Here is a 23,717-nt window from a genome sequence, read left to right as displayed (position 1 = left end):
CGCTAGGGTTCTGAACGTGGGCGGGCATGTCAAGCGGGCGTTCAAGTATCGCTTCTACCCGACCGCGTCGCAGGCAGCGGAACTGTCACGCACGTTCGGCTGTGTGCGCAAGGTCTACAACCTCGCGTTGCAGGTCCGTTCGGAGGCGTGGTCCCAGCACCAGGAACGGGTCGGTTACGGCGCCACCTCGGCGATGCTGACCGACTGGAAACGCGCCGATGATCTCGCGTTCCTGAACGAGGTGTCGTGTGTTCCGCTTCAGCAGGCACTGCGCCATCTACAAGTAGCCTTCTTCAACTTCTGGGACAAGCGAGCGGCGTATCCCCGGTACAAGTCGAGGAAGCGGTCGCGCGCGTCGGCGGAGTACACGCGTTCGGCGTTCCGTTGGCGTGAGGGAACCTTGACGCTGGCGAAGATGTCTGAGCCTCTCAACGTCCGTTGGTCGCGATCACTGCCGGACGGTGTGGTGCCTTCTACGGTGACTGTGTCGCGGGACTCAGCTGGACGCTGGTTCGTGTCGATGTTGTGCGAGGACCCTCGGGTGATGCCGCTCCCACGTGCCGATTCGGCGGTGGGCATCGACGTGGGTATCGATCATCTGCTGGTGCTCTCGAACGGGGAGAAGATCGCCAACCCTCGGCACGAGCGACGTGACAGGACTGCTTTGGCCAAGGCTCAGCGTTCACTGTCACGCAAAGAGCCTGGAAGCAACAACCTGGCCAAGGCGGGCTTCAAGGTGGCGCGAGTTCATGCGCGGATCGCCGATCGACGCTCTGATTTCCTGCAGAAGATCACCACTCGGCTCGTGCGTGAGAACCAAGCGCTCGTGATCGAGGATCTGGCCGTGTCGAACATGGTGGGAAACCGCCGCCTCGCCCGTGTGATCAGTGACGCGGGCTGGCGCCAGTTTCGGCAAATGCTGGAGTACAAGGCAGCCTGGTACGGGCGGGACCTGGTCTTGATCGATCGTTGGTTCCCGTCGTCGAAACTGTGCTCTGTCTGCGGCACAACGGCGGCGACGATGCCTCTGCACGTACGCAAGTGGACCTGTGGCTGTGGCGCTACCCACGATCGCGACGTCAACGCCGCACTTAACATCCTGGCCGCCGGGCTGGCGGTGACAGTCTGTGGAGCCGATGTAGGACCTCAACGGAGCATTCCGGGCGGGCAGTCGGCTAAGAAGCAGAAAGCCCCGAGACGTGAGCTTCGGGATTCCCTCCTTATATGAGGGAAAAGGTCAACCGTGCAGCCTCCGGTATTCCGCTGCCGCGCCAGGATGCAGGGGCACTTTGCCCGTGTCGATCAGACTGCGCACGTCGAGGTACTGCGTGCCGAGCGCCTGCTGCGGCACCAGCTCGGCGGCCTTGCCCACGAGCAGCCGCACGACGGCGCCCGCGTACTCGGCGCTCAGGTCCGGCCGGCACACCAGCAGGTTCGGCGTGCCGATCGTGGGGACGTCGACGGGGGAGCCGTAGACGCCCATGCGGACGTCCACGCGTTCGTAGACCTTGCCGTGGTCCTGGCGCAGCCTCGGCAGGAAGCCGTCGAGCGGCAGCAGCCTGATCCCGCTGGCCTTGTCGAGCTCCGGGGTCGGCACGCCACCGGACCACAGCAGCGCGGCGATCTCGCCCGCCTTGAGGGCGTCCACGGCGTTGCGCAACGGGTAGTGCGCTTCCTGCACGCCCAGCGCGAGCCGCGAACCCTGCAGCGCGGCACCGGATCCGTCCGCACCCAGTGACACGGGCTTGCCGACCAGGTCGGCGGCCTTCGTGTACGGCGAGGACTTCAGGACCACCAGCTGCAGGTAGTTCTCGTAGACGCGGCCCAGTGCGACGAGGCCGGGCTCTGTGTGGGCGCTGTCGCTCAGGGACAGGCCGATGTCGGCGGTGCCTTCGCGCAGGTGCTTCAGGTTGTCGGCACTGCCACCGGTCTGGACCGGCGTGATGGTCAGCGGGGCGGGGGAGAGGCGGGAGAGCAGCGCGGCGAAGTCGTTGTAGAAGCCGCCGGGTTCGCCGCCGGCGATCCTGATCGTGCCGTCCGGCTCCGAGGAACCGCAGGCGGTGAGGGCGAGAGCGCCCAGCAGGAACGTCCGGCGCCTCACAGCAGCGGCTCCTTCGGCAGTTCCACCGTCACGACCAGGCCGTTGTCGGTGTGCAGCTTCAGCTTTCCGTCGTGCGCGGTGACGATGCGTTCCGCGATGGCGAGGCCCAGGCCCGTGCCGCGCCGGGTGTCGTCGCCGCGCCAGAACCGTTCGGTGGCGTGCTTGATGTCCTTTTTGGACAGGCCGGGCCCGTTGTCCCGCACGGTGAGCGTGGCGCGGTCGCACACGACGGTGATCTCCGAACCGCCGTACTTGATGGCGTTGTCCAGCACCACGTCCAGCACCTGCGCGAGGTCCGACACCGCGCACCGCACGAGTCCGGGCGCCCGGTCGTCGACCGTGATCGTGACGCCCTCCGCCTGGGCCGCCGCGCGCCACGCGTCGACCCGGTCGTGCGCCACGACCTGGAGATCCGCGAGTTCGGGTTCGACGCCGCCGGCCGCGCGTTCGGTGGCGGTGCTTTCGGCGTTGGCGAGGGCGAGAAGCCCGTCCAGCAACGACTCCAGGCGTTCGACCTCGGTCAGCAGTGATCCGTTGGAGGGCAGCATGTCGACGCGCAACCGCAGTGCCGCCATCGGGTTGCGCAGCTGGTGCGAGGCGTCGGCGATCAGTCGTCGTTGCTGGTCGGCGGCCTCGGCGACGGCGTCGGACATGCGGTTGAACGACTCCGACAACGCTCTGAGCTCCGCCGGTCCGGCGGTGTCGGCGACGTGCGTGCGCCGTTGGCCCTCGGCGACCGCTCGCACACCCCGGTCGAGTTCCTTCAAAGGCCTGAGCAGCCAGCGGGAGACGACCAGCGCCAGCAGTACGCACGCGCAGGCCGCCAGCAACGCCCCGGCCAGCACGATCGCCCAGCGCCGTGCCACGTCGAGCGCGGCCACACGCGTGGAAGCCCGCAGCACCACGGCGCCCGCGACCTTCGTACCGATGCCGACCGGGCGGGCGAACAGGACGTCGCCGCCGCTCCACGGCAGCACGGTCGGCACGGGCGCGGCAGGCTGGTTGCGCAGGGCCGCGTCGATCTGCGCGGACACGTCCCCGGCTGTCATGCCCGACTCCACGACGGGCGTGCCGGACGCGTCGACGACCACGATCTCCTCGCCGTAGACCTCGGCGTAGCGCTCCGCCTCGGACACCACGACGTCGACGGGCAGCGTGGCGAAGCGGTCCAGGTCGGCGGTACGGCTGATCACGAACTGCTGGGTGCGTTCTGAGGCGGTGCTCATCAGCAACGGAAACGCGAACGCCGTCACGGCCGAGAGCGAGAACAGCAGCAGCACCAAGAGAAGCCGTTGCCGCATCTATTCACCGAGCCGGTAGCCGAAACCGCGGATCGTGTGCAGCAGCCCCGGCCGGTCGAGCTTGGCGCGCAACTGCGTGAGATGCACGTCGAGAGTGCGCGACACCGCGACGAACGCGTTGCCCCACACCTCGTCCATCAGCTGCTGCCGGCTCACCGCCGTGCCGGGGCGCCGCGCGAGCACCGCCAGCACGTCGAACTCCTTGGTGGTCAACGAGATCTCACGCCCGCCGACCACGACCTGACGGCTCTGCAGGTCGATCTCCACATCGGACACCCGCACGACGTCCTCGGGTTCCTGCGACCGGGCCGCGCTGCGCCGTGCCACCGCGTCGATGCGCGCCAGCAGTTCGGCCAGCCGCACCGGCTTGACCAGGTAGTCGTCCGCACCGAGCCGGAGCCCTCGCACCACCGTGCGTTCGTCACCACGGGCGGTCAGCACGAGCACCGGCACCGGGTCGATCTTGCGGAGCTTGCGCAGCACCTCCAGGCCGTCCTGGTCGGGCAGGCCGAGGTCGAGCAGCACCACGTCCGCGTCGCGGTGGGCGATCAGCGCGTCGGCGCCCCTGCGCACGCGGGCAGGCCGATGGCCGTTCGCCCGCAGCGCTTCCACCAGGGCGTCGGCGACACCGTCGTCGTCTTCGACCAACAGCACCCGCATGGGAGCAGTATCAGCCATGAAGTCTGTTTCGTGTGCGTGGCGACGCGCCTAAGGGACGGTTAAGTTGCCCGCGGGCCGGGCGGAGGTTCCCGTACGTTCGGATGCACGGGACGTAGTCGTTCCATCACAACAGGTTCTGGGGGAATCTGAATGCTTCTGAAGAAGACTCGTGCGCTGATGCTGTCGGCGGGACTCGCCGCCGCCGCGCTCACGCTGACCGTGCCGGCCTCCGCCGCGCCCGTGACCACGGCGTCGGTGTGCGGCCTGCACTACGAGGCGGGCGCGCCCACACAACTCTGGTGGCACAACTGCGACGCGTCGCCCGACCTGGTGGAGCTGCACTACGCCGTGCTGCCCAACCAGAAGGTGTGCATTCCGCCGTACGCCGACCAGTGGGTGGCGAGCCAGGACTACGACAACCCGCTGGGCTGGGTGAACTCGCTGTCCCTCGCCGGCGAGTGGTGCTGATCGAGCAGACCCCGCGGAGGGCGGTCTTGCGGCGACCGCCCTCCGCCTTCCGTTGCAGCCCTTGAACTACTTGACCGACGCCACGGTCTCGGAACCGTGCTTCAGGTGCTTCGTCGACCCGATCTGCGTGACCCCGCTGGAGCACGACGCTCCAATCCTCTTCTGCGTGCGCACGACGACGGCCGGGCGCGGTTGGTCAGCGGTAGATCACACCCAGCCGGGCCGCGAGCGCGCTGGCCAGGTGGACCGGTTCGCGTTCGATGGTGTGGCGGATCTGCGTGCGGCAGCTGAAGCCGTCCGCGATCACCAGCGCGTCCTCGTTGCCCCGCAACGCCGGCAGCAGGTCCTGTTCGGCGCAGGCGATCGAGACGTCGTAGTGCCCCTTCTCGAAACCGAAGTTCCCGGCCAGTCCGCAGCAGCCCTCGACGATCTTCGGCTTCAGCCCCGCCCTGGCCATCGCCTCGCGGTCCGGGTCGAACCCGAGTTCCGCGTACTGGTGGCAGTGGGTCTGCACGACGGCCTCGCGGGCGCCCTCGAGTTCGGGCAGCTTCGGCGCGACGTGCTCGGCGAACGTCCGGGTGGCCCGCGCCAGCGCGTGGACGGACGGTTCCTGCGACAGCTTCGGGGCCTCGGTCCTCAGGAACGCCGTGCAGCTCGGTTCCAGGCCGATCACCGGGACGCCCCGGCTCGTCCACGGGTGCAACGCCCGTGCGGTCCGTTCGATCACTCGGCGCGCCTTGGAGAGTTGACCCGTCGAGTGCCACGTCAGTCCACAGCAGACGTTCGCGGACGGCACCTCGACGCGGTTTCCCAGATGTGCCAGCACGTTCGCGGCGTCGAGGCCGACACCCGGTTCGAAGTGGTTCGTGAACGTGTCGGGGAACAACAGCACCGGATCGCCCTCGCCGAGCGGGTGCAGCTGGCGGACGAGGCGAGTGGTCTGCGTCGGCAGCTCACGTTCCGGCGTGATCCCGGCGAACCGGCCGAGTTTCGCGGTGAACCTGTTGACCAGCCCGTACTTCAGCCACGTCGGCAGCCAGCCCATGGCGTAGTGCGCCCGTGGCCGGATCCGCCGCTTGTAGTGCTCGTGCAGGAACTCGGCCTTGTAGCTCGCCATGTCGACGTCGACCGGGCAGTCGCGTTTGCAGCCCTTGCAGCCCAGACAGAGGTCCAGGGCCTCCGCGACCTCGGGCGACCTCCAGCCACCCTTGACCACGTCGCCGTTGAGCATCTCGAACAGCAGGTGCGCGCGGCCCCGCGTGGAGTGCTTCTCCTCCTTGGTGACGCGGTAGCTGGGGCACATCACGCCGCCCTGGGTGTTGAGGCACTTTCCGACGCCGACGCACCGCCGAGTGTCGCTCGCGAACTCCGCGCGGGTCGGGATCTTCGGCGGTGCGACCAGGATCCGCAGGTCGTCGTCGAGCTTCAGCGGCTCCACGATCCGTCCGGGGTTGAGCAGGTTCCCGGGGTCGAAGGCGTGCTTGAACTCGCGGAACGCCCTGATCGCCTCCGGCGGGTACATGCGGCTGAGCAGCTCGGACCGCGCCTGGCCGTCGCCGTGCTCGCCCGACAGGCTGCCGCCGTGGCGGACGACCAGGTCGGCGGCGTCCTGCAGGAACTCGCGGTAGCCGTGCGCGAGGTCGAAGTCGATGCGGACGTGGATGCACCCCTCGCCGTAGTGGCCGTAGGTGATGCCGCGGCGGCCGTACCCGGTCAGCAGCTGGTCGAACTCGCGCAGGTAGGCGCCGAGGCGTTCCGGCGGGACGGCCGCGTCCTCCCAGCCGGACCAGGCCTCGCTGCCGTCGGCCATGCGGGTGGCGAGGCCGGCGCCGTCCTCGCGGATCCGCCACAGCGCCCGCTGCCGCACCGGGTCGTGGATGATCATCGAGTTCCTGGTGATCCTGGCGACGCGTTCGGGATCGTCCTCGACCTCGACGAACAGCCAGCTGCGCCCTTCTGGCAGGTCCGGGCGGGTGCGGACGCTGTGCACCAGCGACTCGTTCAGACCTTCGATCGCGAGCGCGTTCTCGATCTGGGTGACCTGGTCGGCGGCCTCGTAGGTGTCCGCGAAGCCCAGCACGACCAGGACGCGGCGCTCCGGCCTGCGCACGAGCTTCAGTTCCGCGCCCAGCAGCACGACACAGGTGCCCTCGGTGCCGACGAGCTGTTGTGTGAGTGTCGGGGCGTCCAGCGCGTAGCCGCTGACCCTGCGGCTGAGCTGGGGAAACCACGCCGGGTCGTGGTCCGGCAGGGCGAGAGCGGGCGGGTTCGTCGTGTCGAACGTGCGGCCGTCGGCGGTCAGGACCTGGAGGTTCGTGACGTTCTCGCTGGTCTTGCCCCACCTCACCGAGTGCGCGCCGCACGCGTTGTTGCCGATCATCCCGCCGATCGTGCACCGGGAGTGCGTGGACGGGTCAGGGCCGAAGAGGTAGTCGCCGGCCTGCGCGTTGATCTTGTCGAGCACGGCGCCCGGCTGGGCGAAGGCGCGGTCCCCGGAGATCTCGAACGCGGTCAGGTACCGGCTGAAGTCGATCACCAGGCCGGTGCCGCACGCGTTGCCCGCGATGGACGTTCCCGCGCCACGGCTGGTGATCGGCACCCGGTGCTCGGCGGCCAGCCCGACGGCCGCGACCACCGCGTCCGTCGTGCGTGGACGGACGATCACCCGTGGCACGTGCCGGTAGTTCGACGCGTCCGCCGAGTACAGGGCCCGGCTGGCCGGGTCGTCGAGCACGTCGCCGTCCACATCGCGCCGGAGCTGATCGAGAAAGGCCCGCATCACCCGATCATGCCCGCCTTGATGTGACATGCCTCCGCCGATGCCGGTCTACCTGCCGGTAGCCGATAACCTCACCCGGTCAACCAGCAGCGATTCTCAGGAGAGCTAGTGAGTCGGTCCGTTCTGGTCACCGGAGGCAACCGCGGCATCGGCCTCGCCATCGCGCAGGCGTTCGCGGCGCAGGGCGACAAGGTCGCGGTGACGCACCGCGGGTCCGGCGCTCCCGAAGGCCTGCTCGGCGTGAAGTGCGACGTGACGAACTCGGAAGAGATCGACGCCGCGTTCACCGAGGTCGAGGCCGCGCACGGGCCCGTCGAGGTGCTCGTCTGCAACGCGGGCATGACGCAGGACACGCTGCTGCTGCGCATGAGCGAGGAGCAGTTCACCCAGGTCGTCGACGCGAACCTGACGGGCGCGTTCCGGTTCGCCCAGCGCGCCTCCCGCGGCATGCTGCGCAAGAAGTTCGGCCGCATCGTCTTCATCTCGTCGGTCGTGGGCCTCACCGGTGGCGCCGGCCAGGTCAACTACGCCGCCTCCAAGGCCGGCATGGTCGGCATGGCGCGCTCGATCGCGCTGGAGCTCGGCTCGCGCAACATCACCGCGAACGTCATCGCGCCCGGCTTCATCATCACCGACATGACGGCGGACCTGCCCGAGGCGGTTCGCGAGGCAGCGCTCAAGCAGATCCCGGCCGGCCGTTACGGTGCGGCCGACGAGATCGCGCGCGCCGTCACGTTCCTCGCCGCGAACGAGGCGGGCTACATCAACGGTGCCGTGCTGCCGGTCGACGGCGGCCTCGGCATGGGCCACTGAGCTTTCTCCACTACTGCTGTCTCGTACTGCGAAAGGGTTGGATCAAGTGACCGGACTGCTCGAAGGCAAGCGACTGCTGATCACCGGTGTCATCACCGACGCGTCGATCGCCTTCCACGTCGCACGCGTCGCCCAGGAACAGGGCGCCGAGGTCGTGCTGACCGGGTTCGGCCGGATGAGCCTCGTGACGCGCATCGCCCAGCGCCTGCCCAAGCCCGCGCCCGTCGTCGAGCTCGACGTGCAGAACCAGGAGCACCTCGACACGCTCGCCGACCGCGTGCGTGAGCACGTCGACGGCCTCGACGGTGTCGTGCACGCCATCGGCTTCGCCCCGCAGAGCTGCCTCGGCGCGCCGTTCATGGACGCGCCGTGGGAGGACGTCTCCGTCGCGATGCACGTCTCCGCGTACTCGTACAAGGCGCTCGTGCAGGCCACGCGCCCGTTGCTCTCGCACGGCGCGTCGGTCGTCGGCCTCGACTTCGACGCACGCCAGGCGTGGCCCGCCTACAACTGGATGGGCGCGGCGAAGGCGGCGTTCGAGTCGATCAACCGCTACATGGCGCGCGACCTCGGCCCGGACGGCATCCGCGTGAACCTGATCTCCGCCGGTCCGGTGCGCACGATGGCCGCGAAGTCCATCCCGGGCTTCGGCGAGCTGGAGAAGATGTGGGGCGAGAAGGCTCCGCTCTCGTGGGACGTCGACGACCCCACGCCGGTCGCGAAGTCCGTCTGCGGCCTGCTGTCCGACTGGTTCCCGGCCACCACGGGCTCGATGGTCTTCGTCGACGGCGGCGTGCACTTCCTCGGTCTCTGACGTCACATCTGTTCGTCATGTGAGGCGATCGGGCGTCTGATTGGATGGAGTGGTGAGTTTCGACGCGCTGCTCTGGCTGTCTTTCGGCGGCCCTGAAGGTCCTGAGGACGTCCGTCCCTTCCTGGAGAACGTGGTTCGCGGACGTGGCGTGCCGCCGGAGCGGCTGGACGAGGTCGAGGCCCACTACCAGCACTTCGGCGGCGTGTCGCCGATCAACCGCCTGAACCTCGAAGCCATCGAGGCCGTGCGGGCCACCGGTTTCGAGCTGCCGATCTACTTCGGCAACCGCAACTGGCACCCGATGGTCGAGGACGTCGTCGCGCAGATGAAGGCCGACGGCATCAAGCGCGCGCTGGTGTTCCCGACGAGCGCGTACGGCGGCTACTCCGCGTGCCGCCAGTACGACGAGGACATCGTGCGCGCCCTGCAGGCCGTGCCGGACGGCCCCGAACTCGTGAAGCTGCGCCAGTTCTTCGACCACCCGCTGTTCATCTCCTCCTTCGCCGACGGCATCCGCGCCGCCGCCGCGTCCCTGAACGGCCCGTACCGGCTGGTCTTCACCGCGCACTCGGTGCCGGTGTCCGCCGACAAGGCCGCCGGGCCGCCCGCGGAGGGCGGCTACCGCTACTCGCGCCAGATCGTCGAGGCCTCGCGGCTCGTGGCGGCGGAGCTGGGCGTCACCGAGTACGACGTCGTGTGGCAGTCGCGTTCGGGCCCGCCGCAGATCCCGTGGCTGGAACCGGACGTCGTCGACCACATCGACGCCCTGCACGCCAAGGGCGTCACCGGGGTCGTCGTGTGCCCGATCGGGTTCGTGTCCGACCACCTCGAAGTCGTGTGGGACCTCGACACCGAGGCACGCGACCGTGCCGCGGAGCTGGGCATGGAGTTCGCCCGCGCCGCCACGCCGAACGCGGACCCGCGCTTCGCCGAGCTCGTGGTGGAACTCGTCGCCGAGCACACGGCGGACGCTCCCGTGCGGAAGCTGTCGTCGTTCGCGGTGGCGGGTTGCACTGTGAACGGTGCGCCGTGCGCGCCGTTGTGCTGCGAACCGGCGAAGAGGCCCGCCCGCGCCTAGCGACCCTGCAGGGCCGCGGTCAGCGCCTCCTCGGCGTTGCCGGGTAAAGCGCCGTCGTGGTCGAGGGCGTAGCGGACGATCGTGCGGAACTCGTCGCTGAAGCGTGAGTAGTACGGGGTGAGCGGCCGCAATCGCGCGTCCTCGATCGCCTTCAGCAGCGTGCGGGCGTAGGGGTGTTCGGTGGCGACCCGGCTGTCCTGGTAGACGATGCCGCGGGTGGCGGCGAGGCCTCCGCGTTCGAAGAGGAGCTGCTGGCTGCGCGGGCCCGTGAGGAACTCGATGAGGGCCTGGGCGGCGCGGGGTTTGGTGGACTTGGCGGAGATCGCGAGGTTCTGGCCGCCCAGCACGCTCGGGCCGGGCAGCTGCGCCACCTCGAAGTCGATGGCGGGACGGCCCGCGGACTCGCCGCGGTTGCCCTGCAGGGTGCGGTGGGCCACGGGCCAGTTGCGCATGAAGACGACCTTGCCGTCGCGGAACGCCTGGGTGGTCAGCTGCTCGTTCTGCGCGCGGGATTCGGGCAGCACCACGGGTTTCTCGCCCTTGAGACCGTCGGCGAGCCAGCGCAGGGCGCGGCGGGTGCGCTCGGAGTCGATCACGACCTTGCCGCTCTCGTCGACGACGTCGCCCTTCTCCGCCCAGATCAGCTCCAGGGCGTTCACGGTGAGGCCCTCGTAGTCGAGGAACTGGCCCGCGTAGCCGGCGGTGAGGCGGGCGTCCTGCGCGGCCCGCAGCGCTCGGGTCGACGTGTCGGCGATGTCGTCGAGGCCGAGAGGTTCGTCCTGGACCAGGTCCTTGCGGTAGAAGAGCAGGCCCGCGTCGGTGTTGAACGGCAACGCCCACAGCACGCCCTGGTAGCGGCAGCTCTCCAGCGGACGGCGCAGGAAGCCGCTGGTGTCCACGGTGGACAGCGGGCGCAGGTAGCCGGACTGGGCGAACTCGGCGGTCCAGGTGACGTCGAGGTTGAAGACGTCCGCGTTGTCGGCCTTCTCCCTGGCCCGCGCGACCATCTCGCTGCGCTGGCCGTCCGCCTCCGTGGGCAGCTCGATGATCTCCGCGGGCTGTTCGGGGTGCTCGGCGTTCCACTGGTTGATCAACGCGCGCCGCTGGCCGCCGTCGCTCTGGTCGCGGCCGCTGAGCACGACGAGCTTGCCCTTCTCCCAGTCGGTCGACTCGCGGAAGAGCGGTTGCACCCCGCTGGTGAACAGGATCGTCAGCACGATGCCGACGGCCACGCCCATCGCGAGCCACGACCGGTTCGCCCACACCACGCCGGGCGGGCCCAGCCTCGGCAGAGCCGCCCACGTGCGCCGCAACCACCTCATCCGGCACCTCCCCACACCCGGCGGAACAACGCCGCCAGGTCGTCGCCGAGCGTGTCCGTGGTCGAGTCACGGCACTCACCGCCGGACGCGTCCGTGATCGCGGTCAGCGCGTGGGCCGCGCAGCTGGCCTCGCCGACAGCGATCACGAACACCCGGATCCCCTTCTGCCGCACCGCGTTCACCACGTCCTGCCGGGTCTGCGGACTCGTCGTGTCCTCGCCGTCGGTCAACGCGATCACCGCGCTGACGTGGTCCGCGTCGTTCGCCCCGACCCGGTCGAGGCTGTCGAGGATCGCCTGGTGCAGCGGCGTGCCTCCGGTGGGTCGCACGGCGTTCAGCGCGGCGGTGGTGGCTTCCTTGTCCCGCCTGCCGAGGGGGATGAGCGGCCGGACCTCGGTGTCGTTGAACACGGACAGGCCGTACGTGTCGTCGGCACCCATCTGCGTGAGCGCTTTGCGGACGCCTTCGACCGCCACGTCGAACCGCTTCTCACCGGTGGCCGTCTGCTCGACCATCGACCCGGAGGCGTCGAGCGTGAGCCAGACGCGTCCGTCCCTCTTGGCCTGCTCGTACTTCTTCAGGAACGCGGTCTGGGTCTCCTCGCCGGGTGCGGCCTCGGCGCGGTCGAGCGCCAGGCCCGCGCGCACCCCGTGCTCCTCGCGGAACTCGGCCCCCGCGGCCTGCCGGGCGGGACGCAGCCCGGCGGTGTTGAGCGCCGTCATGCCCTCCTGCGTGCCGAGCCACGCCTGGAACGCCTTCGCCGGCGCGCGGGCGGCGAAGTTGGACACGTCCGGCGCGTCCCACTCGACGAGGTTCAGCGGGTAGTCGGCGCGGTAGGTGTCCGACGGGTACAGCGCGGTCAGGCACGGCTTCTGCGCACAGCTCGTCCTGTTGTGCCGCAACAGGACCTGCTCGGTCGTGATCATCGCGGCACCCGGCGCCGGCCGGTCGGTCTCCGTGACCCTGCGCTCGACGACGGCCGGTTCGAGCGACTCGTACAACGCCACCGTGGCGAGCCTGCCGTCGATCGCCATCAGCGGGTTCGGCCTGCCGATCGCGATCTCGTTCTTGCCGACCTTGGCCATCAGTTCGCCCCACGTCTCCGGGGAGCCGGAGACGACGTCCTGCGCGATCGGCGTGGGCACCGCGAGCACGACGGGCGAGAACGCGACCGAGTCGCCCGGCGTGATGCGCACCGCCGACCCGATGCCGCCGGTGCGGCGCACCACCTCGTTCGTCTCCGTGGTCGAGTCCGGCAGCCACACGTCCGGGTGCGGGCCGATCTCCCGCAGTTCCGGCGACGACCAGGAGGACCGCAGCGCGATCGCACCCCGGTTGCCCGGCGCCGCGAACACGTAGAGCCGCGCGGTGCGGCACCCGTGGTTCTCCGCGGCCGTGTGCTGCTCGAACCTCCGCGCCACCTCCCCGATCGCGGGCAACGCGTCCTGCGACGTCAGGACCCGCACCTCGGTCGGTTGTGGACAGCCGAGCAGCAGCACCCGGCCGTAGGCGATCAGGGGCGGTGCCGCGAGCGCGATCAGCCCCGCCGCGACCACCAGCACGGCCGTGAACACCACCCAGCGCAACCGGATCCGTTTGACCAACTGGTTCAGGCGGTCGATCGCGGACGCGGACAGCACGAGGAGCGTGGCGCCGATGCCGTAGAGCACCCACGACTGCCAGGTCGAGAGCGCCCCGGTGGCCGTCTCCGAGAGCAGGTGCCCGGCTACCGCGGTGAGCATGAGGGCGCCCGCGTACCTGGGCGCTGTGCTCGACCGGCGCTGGTCGACGTCCTCCATCCGGCGTTCCTCCCCGTTCGGCACCCTATGTCGGGGCACCGACAGTTCTGGGGGAGTTGCCCGCCAGGGCGGGGTTGCCGGAGGAGAACCACTCGTTTGGATCAGTGCCGGCCCGAGTCCGGCCGGGAACTGTGGAAAACTGCCGCTCATGACGTCCGTTCCCGACCGGATCGCCGCCGAGCTGGAGAAGGAGATCCTCGAGCAGCGGCTGGACTCCGGCGCGCGCTACGCGTTGCGCACGGAGCTGATCGAGCGGTACGGCGTCAGCGCCAACGCGATGAACGAGGCGCTGCGCATCCTGCGGGAGCGCGGAGTCGTCGTCGTGAAGCCCGGTGTCCAGGGTGGAGTGTTCATCGCCCAGCCGCCGCCCCAGGTCCGGCTGGGCGTGATCGACCTGTGGTTCCGCGGCCTGCTGGTGGACGCCGTGGACCTGTTCGAGGCGCGTTCCCTGCTGGAGGACGGCTTCGCGGAGGTGGCGGCCGAGCGGGCGACCCCGGAGGACGCCCGCGACCTGGGCTGGGCGCTGGAGGAACTGCGCGACCGGCGCGACGACCCGCGGCTCTACCTCGAAGCCAACATGCGCCTGCACTCCGTGATCGCCCGCGCCGCCCGCGTTCCGGTGCTGGCGGGCATGTACGAGTCGATCGTCACGCTGCTGCGGGGTGCGCTGGTGCGGGCCGAGTTCGCGGTGGCCGACCCCGGCGAGGCGCTGGACCACAACATCGAGGTGCACGCACGGCTGGTCAAGGCGATCACCTCGGGTGACCGCGAGCTGCTGGCCGTCGCGATCACCGACCACCGCACGGACCTGGTCCGGCTCACCGAGCCGTCGCGCTCACCCGGTCGCGACTCCCGCTGAGGTCCTTCTCGGCCAGGAAGTCCTCCAGCAGCGCGGTGAACCGGGCCGCCTGTTCGATCTGGACCCAGTGGCCGCAGCGTGCGAACACGTGCAGCTGAGCCCTGTCGATCAGATCGAGCAGCCGCAGCGAGGTGGCCAGCGGGATCACGCGGTCGTCGCGCCCGTGCACGATCAACGTCTCGTGCGGCAGCGCCGCGATGACGTCGTCGGCCAGCGCGAGCGCGTCCACACCGTCTTGCCGTGGTTCGGGGAACATGCTGGCGAACGCCTCGTGCACACCGGGACGGGTGGCCGCGTCGAGCCGCAGGCGGGCGAGGTCGTCGCGCACGGCGGAACCGTCGAACGTGAACACCCGCAGGAGATCGCGCATCGCTTCCAGCGACGGCTCGAACCCCCACACGGCGTCGAGTCCGGGCGTGAGCTCGAAGGGCACGCCGACGCTGCCCATCAGCACCAGCCGGTCGACCCGTTCGGGAGCCACGTCCGCCAGGCGCAGTGCCAGCGCGCCGCCGAAGCTGTTGCCCACCACCGACACCTTCGGCACGTCCAGCGCGTCCAGGAACCCGAGCAGGTGGTCGAGCCACACCTGCGGGCTGTAGGCGAGGTGCGCCGGCCGTGCCGTGTAGCCGAAGCCGACGACGTCCGGTGCGAGGACCCGGTGCCGTTCGGACAGCCGGGGCAGCACCGTGCGCCAGTTCGCCCAGGCCGAGACGCCGGGACCGGAGCCGTGGATCAGCAGCACGGGTGGCCCGCCTCCGAGGTCGTGGTAGTTCGTCGCGACGCCGCAGACGTCGACGCTGCGGCCGATCTCCTGGTTGGTCTCACGCATGGCCGGATAGTTGCATAACTTTCAGGAACAATCTAGCTAGTTCAATCTTGAACTATCCTTCGGAGTGCGCCTATGCTGCTGACGAGCGCGAAAAATTGCGAAAGTTTTGGAAACTTTGCCGGAAGGGCCGGTCATGCCTGTCGTCACCGTGGTTCCCCAGGACGTCCAGGTGCGGACGCGGGCGGGTGAGTCCGTGGTCGACGCGCTGCGCCGGCACGGCTGGCGCAGCCCGTACCGATGCCGGCGTGGTGGCTGCGGAGCGTGCCGCGCCCGGCTGCTCTCCGGGCGGATCCGCTACCCGCTGCCTGTGGCCGAGTCCGTGCTCACCCCGGCGGAACAGGCGGCGGGACAGTGCCTGCCGTGCCGTGCCGTCCCGGTCACCGACGTCGTGCTCGACATCGGCGCGCACCCGCTCCGCGCGGTGCTGGCCAGCGCTCCCACTCCCGATCCCCGTCCGCAGGAAGGACTGTGACCATGGCGGTCATCAGACTCGGCTACGTGCACGTCCGTGTCACCGATCTGGCCCAGGCCCGGCAGCACTACCAGGAGACGCTGGGCATGGACGCCGTCCACGAGGAGGACGGCAGGGTCTACCTCAAGTCGTGGGACGAGGACGACCACCACTCGGTCGTGCTCGAGGAGGGCGGCGTCGGGCTGGTCAAGTTCGGCTACAAGGTCACCGCCGACGGCACGCTGGACGCGATCGAGTCGAAGGCGCGGTCGTTCGGCGCCACCTGCGAGCGGATGTCCAAGGGGGACAACGTGGGCGTGGGTGACGGACTGCGCGTCACGCTGCCGTCCGAGCACGTGCTGGAGCTCTACTCCGACGTCGACCACCTGGGCACGAGGGTCGGCAAGCTCAACCCGGACCCGTGGCCCCGCGACCTGCGCGGCATCGGCGTGCCCCGGATCAACCACGCCCTGATCACCACCGAGGACCCGGCCCTGCTGGAGCGGTTCTTCTCCGACGTGCTGGCCTTCCGGCCGTCCGAACGGCTGGTCGCGAGCCACGAGGACTCGGACCTCGTCGGGTCGTGGATGTCCTGCGGTGACCAGCCGCACGACATCGCGTTCGTCAAGGGCGCCAACGGAAAGCTCCACCACTTCGCCTACGAGATCGACGACTGGAGCGCGTTGCTGCGGGCAGGTGACGTCATGTCGATGGACGACGTGCCCATCGACTTCGGTCCCGCCCGCCACGGCATCACCCGCGGCGGCACCATCTACTTCTTCGACCCGTCCGGCAACCGCAACGAGGTCTTCTCCGGCGGCTACCGCACCGGCCCGGACTTCCGCCCCATCACGTGGACGATGGACCAGGCCGCGCGCGGCATCAACTACACCCACCGCGAGATCGACCAGGAGTTCCTCCAGGTCGTCACCTGACGTCAGTGCCGACCGGCTCCGCTGTCCGCCAGCACGCGCACGGCCTCGTCGACCGCCGCGCACCGTGCGCGGCGCACGGCTTCCGACACGGGCCGCAGCGCCTCGGTGCGCGCGGTCATCGCCGACGCCGACATCGCGCCGCCGGGGGAGTCGGAGCTCGCCACGGACACGATCGCGGCCACCTCGGCGGCCCGTTGCAGCACTCGCAGCGAGCGGGGCGGCATCGCGTCCGGCCAGGGCAGCGTCGAGTTCTCCGCCGCCAGGTCGGTGATCTCCTTGCGCACGTTCGGGCGGTGCTTGGCCACGTCGAGCGACGCCAGGGCCGCCGTCGCCTCGCGCAGCGCCGCGCCCAGGCCGTGCTCGGCCTCGCCGATCGGGATGTGCTCCAGACCGTTGGACGACGGCAGGTCGAACACCGTCCAGCGCATCACGCCGTCCGCCACGATCTTCGGCACGAGCCCGATGTGCACGGACGGCACCACGAGGGCCTCACCGGACCGCAGCGCGCACGTCGAGAGCGGACCCTTGCCGCCCAGGCCTCGCACGTCGCCCGGTACTGGTAGCACCAGCCGAGCCGAGGTCGCGCCCGCGCGCCGCAGGGCGGCCAGCAGCAGGGCGGGCCCCACGGGGGCCTCGTCGGGACCGGGGAGGTCGAGCGCCGTGGCGGTGCCGTCGTCGTCGGCCACCACCTCGTGCTGCTCGGCCCACATGTGCAGGGCGTCGAGGACGTCGTCGGCGGCGGCTAGACCGTGCAGCCATCCCGACGTCCACACGACCAGCGTGGCACTTGCACAGGACACCCGACGAGATTACGTGGCCCAGCCCCGCGAGCCCCACCCGGTGTGCCCGATCCGAGACGACTAATTGGCCGGACCGATGTGCTTTTCGAGGAGCGTGCGGAACGACGCGGTGTCCTCATCGGACGCGAAAGCCCGGTGCGGCACGGAAAGCGACGCCGCGCCCTCGTCGAGGGTCTCCAGCACGAAGCCCTGCCGCGTCTCGGTCCAGCCGGGCAACTCCTGCCAGACGATCTCCTCGCGCACGGCGTTGCCCACGGCCATCCGGAACGACTGCTCGTCGGCGCTGCCCACCACGGTCCGGCTGATCATCTCGTCGGACGAGAAGCGCCACCACACCGCGACCGGCTCCATGAACCCGATGACCAGCGCGCACACCAGCCCGAAGAGCGCCACGAAGAGCGCGTCGTCGAAGCCGAACAGCAGCACCAGCGAGACCACCGCGAGCACGAGCGCGAACCACGGCGCCCATCTGAACATCGGCACCATCGCGCGCAGGCTGGCCCGCCAGTCCGCCGGTGAAGGGGCCCATTTGAAATCAACGCTGTCACTCATGTCGCCCCGCATTCTGGCGCACGAGCCCGGCCCGCGCCTGGAGTTGCTCCACATCGACGGGTCCCGATTCGGTGCGTAGCGTCGTCTGCGTGACCCAGAACCTGGCCCGCACGGCGGGCGAACTGCGCGCCGCCGGGCACTTGCCGCGCGGCGTCAAGACCGAGATCAGGGAGAACCTCCTCGCGGCCCTGCGCGAAGGACGCAACCCGTGGCCCGGCATCGTCGGTTTCGACCGCACGGTGCTCCCGCAGCTGGAACGCGCGCTGCTGGCCGGCCACGACGTCGTCCTGCTCGGCGAACGCGGGCAGGGCAAGACCCGCCTGCTGCGCACCATCGTGTCGTTGCTCGACGAGTGGACGCCCGTCATCGAGGGCTCCGAGCTGGGCGAACACCCGCTCGACCCGATCACTCCCGAGTCGAAGAGGCGCGCCGCGGAGCTCGGCGACGACCTGCCGGTGGTGTGGCGGCACCGCGACGAGCGCTACGCGGAGAAGCTCGCGACGCCCGACACGTCCGTCGGCGACCTGGTCGGCGACGTCGACCCCGTGAAGGTCGCCGAAGGCCGTTCGCTCGGCGACCCGGAGACGATCCACTACGGCATGCTCCCGCGCGCCCACCGCGGCATCATCGCCATCAACGAGCTGCCCGACCTGGCGGAACGCATCCAGGTCTCGCTGCTCAACGTCATGGAGGAGCGCGACATCCAGGTCCGCGGCTACACGCTGCGGCTGCCGCTGGACGTGCTGCTCGTGGCGACCGCGAACCCCGAGGACTACACGAACCGCGGCCGCATCATCACGCCGTTGAAGGACCGCTTCGGCGCCGAGGTGCGCACGCACTACCCGTTGGAGATCGACGCCGAGGTCGACCTGGTCCGCCAGGAGGCCGATCTCGTCGCCGAGGTGGGCGACCACCTGCTGGAGATCATCGCCCGGTTCGTCCGGAACCTGCGCGAGTCGTCGTCGATCGACCAGCGCTCCGGCGTCTCCGCCCGGTTCGCGGTCGCGGCGGCGGAGACCGTCGCGGCGTCGGCGCTGCGCCGGTCCGCGCTGATCGGCGAGACCCCGGCCATCGCCCGTCCGGTCGACCTCGCGTCGGTGCCGGACGTGCTGCGCGGCAAGCTCGAGTTCGAGGCGGGGGAGGAGGGCCGTGAGGACGAGGTCCTGGTCCACCTGCTGCGCCGCTCGATCGCCGACACCGCCCGCGCCCGCCTGGCCGGTCTGAACCTGCGGGCGCTGGCCGAGGTCGTCTCGGACGGCCACCCCGTCGCGACCGGCGACCGCGTGCACGCCGGTGACCTGCTGGCGGCGTTGCCGGAGCTGCCGATCCTGCACGAGGTGGCGGCCCGCATGGGCGCGGGCCCGAAGGACCCCGTCGGCCGCATCGCCTCGGCCGTCGAACTGGCCCTGGAGTCGCTGTACCTGACCCGCCACCTGTCGAAGGACGACTCCTCCGACGACGACCGATCGGTGTACGGATGAGATACCGCTACGGACGCTGGGGCGGCGGCGCCGATCCGCTGGCGCCCCCGGTGGACCTCCGCGCGGCCGTGGACGAACTCGGCCGCGAGATCATGGAGGGCGCCTCACCGGCGTCCGCCCTGCGCGAACTGCTGCGCCGCGGCGTCGACGGCACCCGCGGCCTCGACGACATGACCTCACGCCTGTGGCAGCGCCGCTCGTCGATCCAGCGGCGGCACCGCCTGGACGGCACGCTGACCGAGGTCAAGCAGCTGCTGGACAAGGCGGTCGAGGCCGAGCGCCGCGCGCTGTTCCCGGACCCGTCCGACGACGCGCGCTTCCGCGAGGCCCAGCTCGACGCCCTGCCGGCGGGCACCGCCGCGGCCGTCCAGGAGCTCTCCTCCTACGACTGGCGTTCCGAGGAGGCCCGCGAGGCGTTCGAGCAGATCCGCGGCCTGCTCGGCCGCGAACTGCTGGACCAGCGCTTCCAGGGCATGAAGGAAGCCATGTCCAACGTGGACGCCGAGGACGTCAAGCGCATCCAGCGGATGCTCAGCGACCTCAACTCGTTGCTGGAGGCACACGCCTCCGGTTCCCCGGACACGCCGCGCATGTTCGACGACTTCATGCGCAAGCACGGCGAGTTCTTCCCTGAGAAGCCCCGCAACGTCGACGAGCTCATCGACGCGCTGGCCGCCCGTTCGGCGGCCGCGCAACGCATGATGAACTCGATGACCGACGCCCAGCGAGCCGAGCTGTCCGCTTTGTCCCAGCAGGCTTTCGGCGGTATCGGCTCTTCTCTGTCCACTCTGGACTCGCTACTGCAACGCCTGCGCCCGGGCGAGGACTGGACGTCGTCCGCCCGCTTCCGCGGCCAGGACCCGCTGGGCCTGGGTGAGGGCGCGCAGGCCATGGCGGACCTCGCCGAACTCGACGCCCTGGCCGAACAGCTCTCGCAGTCGTATCCGGGCGCCCGCCTGGAGGACATCGACCTCGAAGCCCTGGAACGCCAGCTCGGCGAGTCGGCCTCGGTCGACGCCCGTCGCCTGGCGGAGCTGGAAAAGGCGCTGCGCCAGCAGAACATCGTGGAACGCGCCCCGGACGGCTCGTTGCGCCTGACGCCCAAAGCGTTGCGGCGCCTGGGCGAAACGGCCCTGCGCGGCGTCGTGGACCAGCTGCGCTCGTCGCAGGGCTCACGCGAGACCACCTCGGCCGGCGCCGCGGGCGAACTGATCGGCTCGACCAGACCCTGGCAGTTCGGCGACACCGAACCCTGGGACGTGCCACGAACCCTGCGCAACTCCGTGCTGCGCTCCGGCTCGATGTCCCTCGACGTCGTGGACCTGGAAGTGTCCGAGACCGAACACCGCACCCGTGCGGCTGTCGCTCTGTGCGTGGACACCTCCTGGTCGATGGTGCAGGACGGCCGTTGGGTGCCCATGAAACGCACGGCTCTCGCCCTGCATCACCTCGTGCGCACCCGTTTCCGGACGGACGCTCTGCAACTGGTGACCTTCGGGCGTTATGCCGAGGCCGTGGACATCGGCCAGCTGACGGCGCTGGAAGGCGTGTGGGAGCAGGGCACGAACCTGCACCACGCCCTGTTGCTGGCAGGGCGCCACGTGCGTCGCCATCCTGACGCACAGCCCGTGGTGCTCGTCGTGACCGATGGTGAGCCCACGGCGCACCTGGAGCCCGAGGGGGATGCGGAGTTCAACTACCCGCCGCTGCCCCGGACGCTGGCCAAGACGTTGAACGAGGTCGACGCGCTGGCTCGGCTCGGCGCGACGATCTCGGTGTTCAAGCTGGGCGACGACCCCAGGCTGGCCGCGTTCGTCGACATCGTGGCCCGGCGAGGCGGTGGGCGTGTGGTGTCGGCGGACGAGGAAGGACTCGGGGCCGCCGTGGTCAGCGACTACCTGAGGTCTCGGCGCCGGCGTCGTTGATGCGATTCCTCCTTGCTGTCGTGCTGAGTGGCGTGCCGTCGACCGTGCACGCACTGATGGCGGGTGACGACCTGTTGCGCGCCACCAGAGCCGCCGGGGCGTTGGTCGGCGGTGGGGTTCGTTCGGGCGTCGTGGTGCACGTTGCCGTGTCCGCGTTCTGGGCGTTCGTGCTGACACGGCTTCGGGTGCGCGGTGTGGTCGGTGGGGCGGTGGCCGGGTTGGTGATCGCCGCCCTCGACCTGGAGGTCATCGGGCGTCACAACGCGCGGATCCGTGCACTGCCGAGGATTCCGCAGTGGCTGGATCACGTGGCGTTCGGCGTGCTCGTCTCCGCCGGGTCGATTTCGCGTAGGAAGGCGAGGACTTTCGTCAGCTGATCCCTTAGACCGGGATAGCGTGGTAGCACGGCTCGATAACGCTCAGCCGCTTCTGTCGCGAACACGCGTGCACGGGCTGTTCTGACTGCGGTAGAAGACCGATGTTCGACTATCGCGGCGTTGTACAGCAGAAGCGGAAGAACGGAGTCCAGCGTGGTCATGCCTCTTTCCAGCGCGTTGCGAACGATGGTGACCGCGACCCCAATGCTTGTGCTCGCCTGATCCAGCTGACCTGCCAGGAGCTGGTAACCCGCGAGCTTGTTCATGCTCGCCGAGGCTTCCACGGTGTAGAAATCAGGTGATGTGCGGGCCAGTCCGAGGTAGGTGCGCGCGGCCACCCACATGGCTCGGACCGCGTCGTCCATGTTCTGGTCTCCCGCGAATCTGCCGGCCAGCTTGGTCATCACTCCGGCCAGGCCGGGTACGTGGATGCTGGCCCCTGTCGCGTGTTCAGCTACCTCGAGTGCTTCGGCGGCCGCCGCGTCGGACTCGTCATCACGGTCTGCTTGACGCAGGTGACTGGACAGGTTGTTGAGCGCGGCCACAAGACAGATGTCGCGATCGGCCTCGTTGTCCCCGCCCGCACCGCGAGCGACCTGGACCGCCTTCTCAGCAAGCATCACCGCGTTCGGCCAGTCGTCGGCTCTTGCGAAGTGGACGCTGAGGTTCATCATCACGTGCGCGGCGGTGTTCGCGAACTCGGGCGACGCCTGCGATGGGTCCAGAGTGATCGCTGCGCATTGGTGCATCAGCGTCCACACCATGTCCGGGTTGTCGCCGATTTCGGCGATGCGGCTCGCCAAGTTCATGAGGACGGCCACACGAGTGGTCGCAGGCAGGTCGTCGGTGAGATCCCGAGCCAGGCTGCGGTTGAGCTCCAGGCCGAGCGCGCGCATCCCGATCGAAGGATGCGGCAGGAAATCGACGAGCAGTGCTCTGATGAGGAACGGCGCGTGCGCGGTCGCCAGTCGGACCAGTTCCGCGTTCGGTGTGAGGTACAGCGCTGGGCATTCGGGCACGAGCTCCCAGATCACTTCGCGGACGTGCGGGTGACGTTCCGCGGCCGCGCTGAGGACTGCGGCCGGGTTCCGCAAGACCCCCGGTGCGACGTCCCCGCTCTGAGCCACGCGCCGCACGAGTTCAGCCGCGCGCGGATGTGCTTTCAGGTGCTCCGCGACATAGTCCTCACCGAACCTGTCAGGTAGCAGGGGAGGGAGCCCGCGAACGGACGGATAGACCCGGTCGTGCCACATCAGCAGCTCGCGGCCGGCTGTGGCGCTGGAGGTGAGACCGGCGATCTCGAACAGACTCAGTGCGTTGTCCTCCCCGGCGACAGGGCCGAACAGCGTCGCCAGGAACACCGTGTCGGCCGCCTTCGGATGTGGGGGCCACAGGCGGCGTTCGTGAGCGAGGAGGTAACCGGACAGTTCATCGCGACGAGCGACTTCCTCATCGCTCCGCTCAGCGCAGACTGCGGCCAGCGCGGCCATGTGGAGAATCAGGGGCGAGGCGTAGTCGTCGTGCGCCAGGTCCTCTGGTGGTGCGGTCGTGCAGGCGTCACCGAGTCCCAAAGCGGTGTGAAACGCCTGTGCCGCCGCGGCGAACGCGCTCACACGATCTTCGGGCGTGGCGGTGAGGTCGAGCAGCGGGATCGGTTCGGGCAACTCGATCGGCGTCGGGTCCAGATGATCGCACAAAGGCTGCCACAGGTCCTGGATGGAGCGTGCCAGCAGCAGCACGCGCAGCTTGACCGCCGAGTGCTCGCGGGCGAGATCGGTGATCAGTGTCAGCATGAGGTCGATCGGCCAGCGTTCCGCATAGTCGACAACGACCAGCACGTCGGCGCTCGGCGTTGCTGCAGCGGGCGCGTCCGGCAGCATCGAATGTTTGTCCGTCAGGCGGTTCAGTGCGTGTGCCACTCGCCAGCCCGAGGTGTGGGAGTGGGTGGCGAACGCGTTGGCGAGCCGAGTCTTGCCGCGACCTCCGGCACCGTGCAGCAGGAGGACCGAGGCTGGCGGCTCGGACACCAGCCAGTCGAGCAGGCGACGTTCTTCGGCCGGACGCCGGAGGTAGGGAACCACCTCTCTTCTGGTGTCCAGCAGGCGGCTCGGCGTCCGGTGGCGCTGGGGAAGGTAGGACGGCGTCGTCGTCGGGCGAAGCCATTGGACCTGGTAGTCACGGCGGTTCAACGCGATGGTGACGTCGCCACCGACCGATCCGATTTGGATGGCCGGGCCGGTGATGAACGAGTTCGTGATCTTCAAGGGTTCAGGGGCACCTTGGTCGGTTTCGGCGTCGGACGGCTCGTCCTGCCGCGAAGAACTGGCAGTGTCGCAGATCGGCAGCGCCGATGAAGGCAGGCCGGTCACGCCC

General features: G+C 69.7%; 21 protein-coding genes. 11 read left to right on the top strand and 10 right to left on the bottom strand.

From position 1 onward, the window contains the following. Nucleotides 1-16: 16 nt before the first annotated feature. Complete coding sequence (locus SK854_RS01845) at nucleotides 17-1,228, top strand: RNA-guided endonuclease InsQ/TnpB family protein (protein ID WP_319973179.1); 1,212 nt, start codon at nucleotides 17-19, stop codon at nucleotides 1,226-1,228. A gap of 9 nt (nucleotides 1,229-1,237) precedes the next feature. On the opposite strand, the gene SK854_RS01840 is transcribed toward SK854_RS01845, so the two are convergent. From SK854_RS01840 to SK854_RS01830, 3 genes are read right to left on the bottom strand one after another with little or no spacing between them, the layout of a single operon-like run. After that, on the bottom strand, nucleotides 1,238-2,101 hold the full coding sequence (locus tag SK854_RS01840) for a TAXI family TRAP transporter solute-binding subunit (protein ID WP_319973178.1): 864 nt from the start codon (nucleotides 2,099-2,101) through the stop codon (nucleotides 1,238-1,240). Next, complete coding sequence (locus SK854_RS01835) at nucleotides 2,098-3,402, bottom strand: sensor histidine kinase (protein ID WP_319973177.1); 1,305 nt, start codon at nucleotides 3,400-3,402, stop codon at nucleotides 2,098-2,100. The genes SK854_RS01840 and SK854_RS01835 overlap by 4 nt, the downstream gene beginning before the upstream one ends. Further along, on the bottom strand, nucleotides 3,403-4,062 hold the full coding sequence (locus SK854_RS01830; RefSeq protein ID WP_319973176.1) for a response regulator transcription factor: 660 nt from the start codon (nucleotides 4,060-4,062) through the stop codon (nucleotides 3,403-3,405). 150 nt (nucleotides 4,063-4,212) lie between these two features. On the opposite strand from SK854_RS01830, the gene SK854_RS01825 reads away from it, so the two are divergent. Next, entirely contained in the window at nucleotides 4,213-4,530 is a 318-nt protein-coding gene (locus SK854_RS01825; RefSeq protein WP_319973175.1) for a hypothetical protein, read from the top strand. Between the two features lie 196 nt (nucleotides 4,531-4,726). On the opposite strand, the gene SK854_RS01820 is transcribed toward SK854_RS01825, so the two are convergent. Beyond that, entirely contained in the window at nucleotides 4,727-7,309 is a 2,583-nt protein-coding gene (locus SK854_RS01820; RefSeq protein ID WP_319973174.1) for an FAD-binding and (Fe-S)-binding domain-containing protein, read from the bottom strand. 108 nt (nucleotides 7,310-7,417) lie between these two features. On the opposite strand from SK854_RS01820, the gene SK854_RS01815 reads away from it, so the two are divergent. The 3 genes from SK854_RS01815 to SK854_RS01805 are packed head-to-tail and all read left to right on the top strand — an operon-like array spanning nucleotide 7,418 to nucleotide 10,014. Beyond that, complete coding sequence (locus SK854_RS01815) at nucleotides 7,418-8,122, top strand: beta-ketoacyl-ACP reductase (protein WP_319973173.1); 705 nt, start codon at nucleotides 7,418-7,420, stop codon at nucleotides 8,120-8,122. A gap of 46 nt (nucleotides 8,123-8,168) precedes the next feature. After that, nucleotides 8,169-8,936 carry an enoyl-ACP reductase FabI gene (gene fabI, locus SK854_RS01810; RefSeq protein ID WP_093588011.1) on the top strand — a complete coding sequence of 256 codons (768 nt, stop codon included), beginning with the start codon at nucleotides 8,169-8,171 and terminating at the stop codon, nucleotides 8,934-8,936. A gap of 52 nt (nucleotides 8,937-8,988) precedes the next feature. Next, the gene (locus SK854_RS01805) at nucleotides 8,989-10,014 is read left to right on the top strand and encodes a ferrochelatase (RefSeq protein ID WP_319973172.1); all 1,026 of its coding nucleotides are present in this window, start codon (nucleotides 8,989-8,991) and stop codon (nucleotides 10,012-10,014) included. Here the strand turns inward: SK854_RS01805 and SK854_RS01800 are convergent. After that, nucleotides 10,011-11,336, bottom strand: coding sequence for an extracellular solute-binding protein (locus SK854_RS01800; protein WP_319973171.1), 1,326 nt, complete (start codon nucleotides 11,334-11,336; stop codon nucleotides 10,011-10,013). The two genes, SK854_RS01805 and SK854_RS01800, sit on opposite strands and share 4 nt — an antisense overlap. Then, complete coding sequence (locus tag SK854_RS01795) at nucleotides 11,333-13,135, bottom strand: vWA domain-containing protein (protein ID WP_319973170.1); 1,803 nt, start codon at nucleotides 13,133-13,135, stop codon at nucleotides 11,333-11,335. Before SK854_RS01795 ends, SK854_RS01800 begins: the two co-directional genes overlap by 4 nt. A 148-nt stretch (nucleotides 13,136-13,283) precedes the next feature. On the opposite strand from SK854_RS01795, the gene SK854_RS01790 reads away from it, so the two are divergent. Beyond that, the gene (locus SK854_RS01790) at nucleotides 13,284-13,994 is read left to right on the top strand and encodes a FadR/GntR family transcriptional regulator (RefSeq protein WP_319973169.1); all 711 of its coding nucleotides are present in this window, start codon (nucleotides 13,284-13,286) and stop codon (nucleotides 13,992-13,994) included. Here the strand turns inward: SK854_RS01790 and SK854_RS01785 are convergent. Further along, the gene (locus SK854_RS01785) at nucleotides 13,954-14,823 is read right to left on the bottom strand and encodes an alpha/beta fold hydrolase (protein WP_319973168.1); all 870 of its coding nucleotides are present in this window, start codon (nucleotides 14,821-14,823) and stop codon (nucleotides 13,954-13,956) included. The genes SK854_RS01790 and SK854_RS01785 overlap by 41 nt on opposite strands. A 133-nt stretch (nucleotides 14,824-14,956) precedes the next feature. On the opposite strand from SK854_RS01785, the gene SK854_RS01780 reads away from it, so the two are divergent. Together SK854_RS01780 and SK854_RS01775 are read left to right on the top strand one after the other, a co-directional pair. Next, nucleotides 14,957-15,295 carry a 2Fe-2S iron-sulfur cluster-binding protein gene (locus SK854_RS01780; protein WP_319973167.1) on the top strand — a complete coding sequence of 113 codons (339 nt, stop codon included), beginning with the start codon at nucleotides 14,957-14,959 and terminating at the stop codon, nucleotides 15,293-15,295. Between the two features lie 2 nt (nucleotides 15,296-15,297). After that, nucleotides 15,298-16,209 carry a catechol 2,3-dioxygenase gene (locus tag SK854_RS01775; protein ID WP_319973166.1) on the top strand — a complete coding sequence of 304 codons (912 nt, stop codon included), beginning with the start codon at nucleotides 15,298-15,300 and terminating at the stop codon, nucleotides 16,207-16,209. A 2-nt stretch (nucleotides 16,210-16,211) separates the two neighbouring features. Here the strand turns inward: SK854_RS01775 and SK854_RS01770 are convergent, their stop codons facing one another. Both SK854_RS01770 and SK854_RS01765 read right to left on the bottom strand, forming a co-directional pair. Beyond that, nucleotides 16,212-17,009: a hypothetical protein gene (locus SK854_RS01770; RefSeq protein WP_319973165.1), complete on the bottom strand. Its 798-nt coding sequence runs from the start codon at nucleotides 17,007-17,009 to the stop codon at nucleotides 16,212-16,214. A gap of 60 nt (nucleotides 17,010-17,069) precedes the next feature. After that, nucleotides 17,070-17,495, bottom strand: coding sequence for a YcxB family protein (locus SK854_RS01765; protein WP_319973164.1), 426 nt, complete (start codon nucleotides 17,493-17,495; stop codon nucleotides 17,070-17,072). Nucleotides 17,496-17,650: 155 nt separating this feature from the next. Between SK854_RS01765 and SK854_RS01760 the strand changes: the two genes are divergently transcribed. The 3 genes from SK854_RS01760 to SK854_RS01750 are packed head-to-tail and all read left to right on the top strand — an operon-like array spanning nucleotide 17,651 to nucleotide 21,344. After that, on the top strand, nucleotides 17,651-19,042 hold the full coding sequence (locus SK854_RS01760) for a sigma 54-interacting transcriptional regulator (RefSeq protein ID WP_319973163.1): 1,392 nt from the start codon (nucleotides 17,651-17,653) through the stop codon (nucleotides 19,040-19,042). Further along, nucleotides 19,039-20,967 (top strand): vWA domain-containing protein, encoded by a 1,929-nt coding sequence (locus SK854_RS01755; protein ID WP_319973162.1) that lies wholly within the window; start codon nucleotides 19,039-19,041, stop codon nucleotides 20,965-20,967. Before SK854_RS01760 ends, SK854_RS01755 begins: the two co-directional genes overlap by 4 nt. Continuing rightward, the gene (locus SK854_RS01750) at nucleotides 20,967-21,344 is read left to right on the top strand and encodes a hypothetical protein (RefSeq protein ID WP_319973161.1); all 378 of its coding nucleotides are present in this window, start codon (nucleotides 20,967-20,969) and stop codon (nucleotides 21,342-21,344) included. Before SK854_RS01755 ends, SK854_RS01750 begins: the two co-directional genes overlap by 1 nt. Here SK854_RS01750 and SK854_RS01745 read toward each other — a convergent pair. Then, nucleotides 21,272-23,713 (bottom strand): hypothetical protein, encoded by a 2,442-nt coding sequence (locus SK854_RS01745; RefSeq protein ID WP_319973160.1) that lies wholly within the window; start codon nucleotides 23,711-23,713, stop codon nucleotides 21,272-21,274. The two genes, SK854_RS01750 and SK854_RS01745, sit on opposite strands and share 73 nt — an antisense overlap. Between the last annotated feature and the right edge of the window lie 4 nt (nucleotides 23,714-23,717).

Source organism: Lentzea sokolovensis (genome assembly GCF_033949975.1).
Classification (GTDB): Bacteria; Actinomycetota; Actinomycetes; order Mycobacteriales; family Pseudonocardiaceae; genus Lentzea; species Lentzea sokolovensis.
This window is presented reverse-complemented; position numbering and strand designations above follow the sequence as displayed.

Coding starts and splice junctions, on each gene's coding strand:
- SK854_RS01835 (WP_319973177.1), bottom strand. CDS start 3,402: ATGCGGCAACGGCTTCTCTTGGTGCTGCTGCTGTTCTCGCTCTCGGCC.
- SK854_RS01830 (WP_319973176.1), bottom strand. CDS start 4,062: ATGCGGGTGCTGTTGGTCGAAGACGACGACGGTGTCGCCGACGCCCTG.
- SK854_RS01825 (WP_319973175.1), top strand. CDS start 4,213: ATGCTTCTGAAGAAGACTCGTGCGCTGATGCTGTCGGCGGGACTCGCC.
- SK854_RS01820 (WP_319973174.1), bottom strand. CDS start 7,309: ATGCGGGCCTTTCTCGATCAGCTCCGGCGCGATGTGGACGGCGACGTG.
- SK854_RS01800 (WP_319973171.1), bottom strand. CDS start 11,336: ATGAGGTGGTTGCGGCGCACGTGGGCGGCTCTGCCGAGGCTGGGCCCG.
- SK854_RS01795 (WP_319973170.1), bottom strand. CDS start 13,135: ATGGAGGACGTCGACCAGCGCCGGTCGAGCACAGCGCCCAGGTACGCG.
- SK854_RS01790 (WP_319973169.1), top strand. CDS start 13,284: ATGACGTCCGTTCCCGACCGGATCGCCGCCGAGCTGGAGAAGGAGATC.
- SK854_RS01785 (WP_319973168.1), bottom strand. CDS start 14,823: ATGCGTGAGACCAACCAGGAGATCGGCCGCAGCGTCGACGTCTGCGGC.
- SK854_RS01780 (WP_319973167.1), top strand. CDS start 14,957: ATGCCTGTCGTCACCGTGGTTCCCCAGGACGTCCAGGTGCGGACGCGG.
- SK854_RS01775 (WP_319973166.1), top strand. CDS start 15,298: ATGGCGGTCATCAGACTCGGCTACGTGCACGTCCGTGTCACCGATCTG.
- SK854_RS01765 (WP_319973164.1), bottom strand. CDS start 17,495: ATGGTGCCGATGTTCAGATGGGCGCCGTGGTTCGCGCTCGTGCTCGCG.
- SK854_RS01755 (WP_319973162.1), top strand. CDS start 19,039: ATGAGATACCGCTACGGACGCTGGGGCGGCGGCGCCGATCCGCTGGCG.
- SK854_RS01750 (WP_319973161.1), top strand. CDS start 20,967: ATGCGATTCCTCCTTGCTGTCGTGCTGAGTGGCGTGCCGTCGACCGTG.